This is a genomic window from Pseudomonadales bacterium (assembly GCA_013215025.1).
Taxonomy (GTDB): Bacteria; Pseudomonadota; Gammaproteobacteria; order Pseudomonadales; family DT-91; genus DT-91.
Genome location: JABSRR010000197.1, coordinates 1 through 4,762, shown reverse-complemented (window position 1 = coordinate 4,762; position 4,762 = coordinate 1). Strand labels below are relative to the sequence as shown.

Sequence of the window (4,762 nt, the reverse complement as noted above, 5' to 3'; positions counted from 1 at the left end):
GTTGTTTGACCGAAAAACAAAGCAGCGTATCAACCCAGCACAAGACATCAATATTGGCAATCATGTTTGTTTAGGGCATGCAGTAAAGGTGTTTAAAGGTTGTAGTATTGGTCACGGTTCAGTCATAGATTCAGATTCGAGGGTTACCAGCAGCATTCCTGAAAACTGCAATGCCGGAGGGCAACCCGCAGTAATCATTCGAGAGAATATCACCTGGACGAAAGAAGCGTTTCAACAATTGCCATCTGAGTATTGGGATTGATTGGTTCTTAAAGCTATGAGCAAAAAGCCAACGTTAGATTTCATTATCTTAGGGTTTGCTAAATGTGGCACAACCACCTTACATGCGCTGTTGGCTGATCACCCTGAAATATATATGTCAAGAGTGAAAGAGCCGCGCTTTTTTTGTGACGAAAATTATCATAATCGCTGGCCTTGGTACCAACGTCTTTTTGAGCATGCCCCCGAAGGAGCGCTTAGAGGGGAGGCTAGCGTGCGTTATTCTGAGGCCGAGTTTGAGGTACTCTCTCGTCAGAGGATTATGCAACATTACCCCGATATTAAAGTGGTGTTTATTGCTAGAGACCCCATCCATCGTATTGAATCTCAATTTAGAGAACATCACAGCAGCGGTTATTTGCTAGGTATAAGCTGCCCATTTAGTTTAGCAGAGGCTTTACGAAAGTTTCCCAATATGATTCATGATACGCTTTATCTTCAGCGTTATAATAATTATCGTCAATACCTGCCAAGAGAAAATATTCATGTCCTTTTTTTGGAGGAGCTCAAGCAAAATACTCAACAAGCGTTGCAGAAGCTCTGTCGATTTTTAGGAGTTGACGACGGTTATGTGCCAGATGATCTGGGTTTGATCAAAAATCATGGGGCCACAAAATATCGCGATACGGCATTATTTCGAACTTTAAAGCAACGTCGGCATAAGGGAGAAAATGGTTTTACGCTGCGGCATTTGCCGTTTCATGAGCGACAGAGAATTTGGCGACGTAACGGTTGGCGTGTGCCTTTTGGCAAAGAGCCGATTATATGGCCCGACGACCCTTGGGCAATTCTGGGTGAAGCATTTGCCGAGGATTGTTTACAGTTCTTGCATCAACAGGGTCGGGCGATCTCTTTATGGCCTGCGTTTGAGAAAAAATTATCATTGCGGCAAAAAAACGTATCCAATGAGGCTCGCCTAATATGATCACTGATAAAGATTATGAGCCCATCACATACCTTGAAGTCAGTAAGAGCTATGCCATTGCTGATTTTGATGCTCAGCTTGATTTGTTTCATAACACCCGTCATGCCAATCAAAAACAAGCATCAATTAAAAAAGGCTTACGGCAACTTAGAAGCCCCTGGTTATCGCGCTTTGATTGGATTTTCGATGTCGGTTTACAAGCAAGGTTTAACCAGCAGCCCCGTTATGTGTTGACCAAGCAAAGAGAATCTCCTAGAACGGTTTTTGTAAACCTGCATTTGATGCGTCAATTCGTTGCTGAGCTTTTAGCTCAACTGGAACTCCCTGTTGTGCTTTATATTGGTAATGTAGATCTGCCTGTATCTCATTGCCAGGTTGATCTGCTTACCTTAGCCGATCACCCTATGATTGCTAAGATTTTCTGTGAGCAGAAAAATATTCCTGACCCGCGTTTACAGGCAATGCCAATTGGGATTGACCCCTATGACTTGGTGAAAGCCAATAACGGTTATCATCTTCAGGGTTTGATGAGTCGGGTGCAGATGTCTAAAAAGAAACGCACTGTGCTGGCTGCTTGGTCAACTAAACGAACGTTACATCTTACGCGCAATGATCGCGAAGAAATTGCTCACTGGATTGATACCCAAGACACATTATTTCAACGTTACGACACGCTGACTTATAGTGACTATAGAAAAAAAATGGCTCAGCATCGTTTTGTCTTAGCTCCTTGGGGTGATAGCTATGACACAAGCCGTATTTTTGAAGCATTAATACTAAAGTCTATACCGATTATTTTCAGTGGCCCATACGCCGAGGCATTTGAGGGTTTGCCGGTAGTCGTAATTGATCGTCTCAGTGATATCAACGAGTCATCATTAGAACAATGGTGGGAAAGCTTGAGTAACAAGTTTGAAAATCCTGAATTTCTTTATGCAGATTATTGGTGGCGGAAAATCAAACGAGCATGCCCTGCCAGAAAGCGTGCCTATTTAGTTGTAGGGCCTGAGTCTAGCGGCAATCATTTTGTAACAGACCTACTTTGTCAGGCAGGCTGTTATGGGCATTCCGGTGATCATGCTGATTGGCAGCAAGGCAGTGAGGCTGAAACATTAGCTTATGATGATGTGCAGCCTTGGGACCTATCTATGCCACAAGATCAGAGTCCTATTGTTTGGCGACGCAGCGTGCCGCATTTGCAAAACTTGCCCAATATCGCTGAGATGGTCGCTTCATTAGAAGCGCGCGACTATACCGTATCGGTTGTGGTTGTCAGTCGTGATAAATACGCAACACTGCAGTCGCAGTTAAAATGGGGGCACATCTCCGACGCTTCACAAGGCTTACAGCAGATTGCACTGGCCTATCAACATATTTTTGCGCATATTCGATGCGCTAATGTGGCATACACTCTTGTAAATTACGAATCCTTAGTAAACTACTCACATGCGCGCGACTTTTTGCTGAATGAGTTGGGGCTGGCACAAGAGCAAGATGTGCTTGGTCTTTTTGACGGCAATGAAAAGTGGGCGGCTGACTATAACAAGGATAAAGCGCAAACCTTGCTTGAGACGGAAAGAGCTGCAAGGCCAAGCACTGATCAGTTGTGGGGTCTGGATTTTCCAGAGCATTGGTTTGTCTGTGAGAATCTTGAAAGTGAGCAGCGCTATCAACAACAGCTGCATATAGGTTATCAAAACATGGCGCTGCAGCGAGTTGTGATATGCGCCATCGCTAGAGATGCAGCAGAGGTTCTGCCGATCTTTATCCATCGGATAAATATATTGACAGCTAAGTTTCTGGATTATCGAGTCGTTATTTATGAGAATGATTCGTCAGACCATACCTTAACCGTTTTAAACGCCTGGCAGCAGAGCAACAGTCGGGTTGTTATTATCTCTCAAACCTTGGGTCGAAAAAAATGGGGGCAAGTCGATGACTGTGCCAGGACACAAGATTTGGCAGATTGCCGAAATCATTATGTTGACTATGTGCAACAGCATTTTGCTGATTTTGATGTTGTTGCAGTAGTGGATGTGGATAATCCTAGAGGCTTTAGCATTGACGGAATTGCCAGCAGTTTTGCAATAGATAATTGGCATGTTGTCGGCAGTAATGGTGTACTGGTTCCTGAATACGATGTGCCTGGAGATCGTCCGGTTTTCTTTGATTCATTTGCCTTACGCTATCCCGGTGATGCACTTAAGCAACGTCCCGCAAACGCAAACCAAAAAGTGTATCACCGTGGTGAAGCAGCATTGCCTATGTGGTCTTGTTTTGGTGGTCTTGCGCTGTACGCAATGCCGGCGTTTGTTTCAGGCGTTCGTTATCAGGGTGATAGCTGCGAACATGTATGCTTTCACTATAGCCTGCGTGCACAAGGCTTTGATCGACTGTTTCTTAACCCTAGTCAATTCGTCATGTATACGGGCTAACGATGAAAAACTATACCCGCTTTATGATTCTAAGTTCACCTCGCTCTGGTACACATATGCTTCGAACATCGCTCAATGGGCATTCAACTATCGAGACAAAATCTGAGATTTTTAATCCGGACTTTTTAAACAATGAGCCTTTTAATAAGAACACTCCAGCACAAGAAATTATTGATAACCATTTGTTCTGTGACTATAAACCCTTGACACAGGCGGTAGGTTTTATTTTGCACCGCAGCGGCGCAAGCTTTGGCAATTGGCCAGATCTATGGTCAACATTTGAGGCGGATAAGGCTTTGAAAGTGATTCGCTTAACGCGGCATAATTTGCTTCGGCGCTATTTGTCTTACTGTAAAATGCGCGATAAAAACCGCAATATCCCGTTAAAACCGAGAGTGTTTACAGTGCAAGAGCTCAAGCAGGAGTTTACCCGTCATGAGGCGGAGGTAGCCGCCTTTGAAGAGCGTTTTTCTGACCATGAAACCATTCGCGTCAGTTACGAAGACCTTTGTCATGACTATCAAGCCACGATGTATCGGCTGCAACTCTTTTTAGATGTGCCGATATCACCCCTGAAACCTCATACACAAAAAAACAGCATCAGTCGTATGGATCAAGACATCAGTAATTTTGATGAATTACGGGAGGCATTTCAGGGTTCGCGTTGGGCATGGTTTTTTGAACAAGCTAATATGGTTTCCGGCAAGGCAAGTTTTAGACTTGGGCTTTAAAATTGATAACCATAGTTAATGATATCGTAGCGATAGATATCAGCAATATAATCGGCACTGCGTTTACTGTAATACTCGCGGTAGTTTTTTTCTCCCTCACGGGAATTTCTGTGGATAATGTACGCGTTTTGCTCAACCGGTAATTTTAGGGCTTGCAGAAAAGGGATAAATTCATGATTGATGTCCTCCAAGCGAAGCACTTTATCTACCAAAATATTACCGTCACTATCCTTGATGAAATGTTCTATCGAATAGGCACCATAGCGCTGCCAGCGAGCAGTTTCTTCGCCACCACCACCAGAACCATAAGGCTTAATCGACATGAGCCAGTCGTTAAAAGCAGGTGGGTTGTTATTGTTACAATGAATGTGTTCGTAGAGCGATACCAGCCT

Annotated in this window: 5 protein-coding genes; 4 read left to right on the top strand and 1 reads right to left on the bottom strand. The window is 43.9% G+C overall.

Translation table 11 applies throughout. The features are described 5' to 3' along the window. The 4 genes from HRU21_11595 to HRU21_11580 form a co-directional block, all read left to right on the top strand. Positions 1–262, top strand: a 262-nt coding sequence (locus HRU21_11595; protein NRA42932.1) for an acyltransferase, incomplete at its 5' end; no start/stop codon positions are given. 15 nt (positions 263–277) lie between these two features. Further along, entirely contained in the window at positions 278–1,204 is a 927-nt protein-coding gene (locus HRU21_11590) for a sulfotransferase (GenBank protein ID NRA42931.1), read from the top strand. Continuing rightward, a complete protein-coding gene (locus HRU21_11585) occupies positions 1,201–3,639 on the top strand; it encodes an exostosin family protein (protein ID NRA42930.1) in 2,439 nt (812 codons plus the stop codon). The genes HRU21_11590 and HRU21_11585 overlap by 4 nt, the downstream gene beginning before the upstream one ends. A gap of 56 nt (positions 3,640–3,695) precedes the next feature. Next, a complete protein-coding gene (locus tag HRU21_11580; protein NRA42929.1) occupies positions 3,696–4,370 on the top strand; it encodes a hypothetical protein in 675 nt (224 codons plus the stop codon). Here the strand turns inward: HRU21_11580 and HRU21_11575 are convergent. Then, positions 4,367–4,693 (bottom strand): hypothetical protein, encoded by a 327-nt coding sequence (locus tag HRU21_11575; GenBank protein NRA42928.1) that lies wholly within the window; start codon positions 4,691–4,693, stop codon positions 4,367–4,369. The genes HRU21_11580 and HRU21_11575 overlap by 4 nt on opposite strands. Positions 4,694–4,762 lie beyond the last annotated feature (69 nt).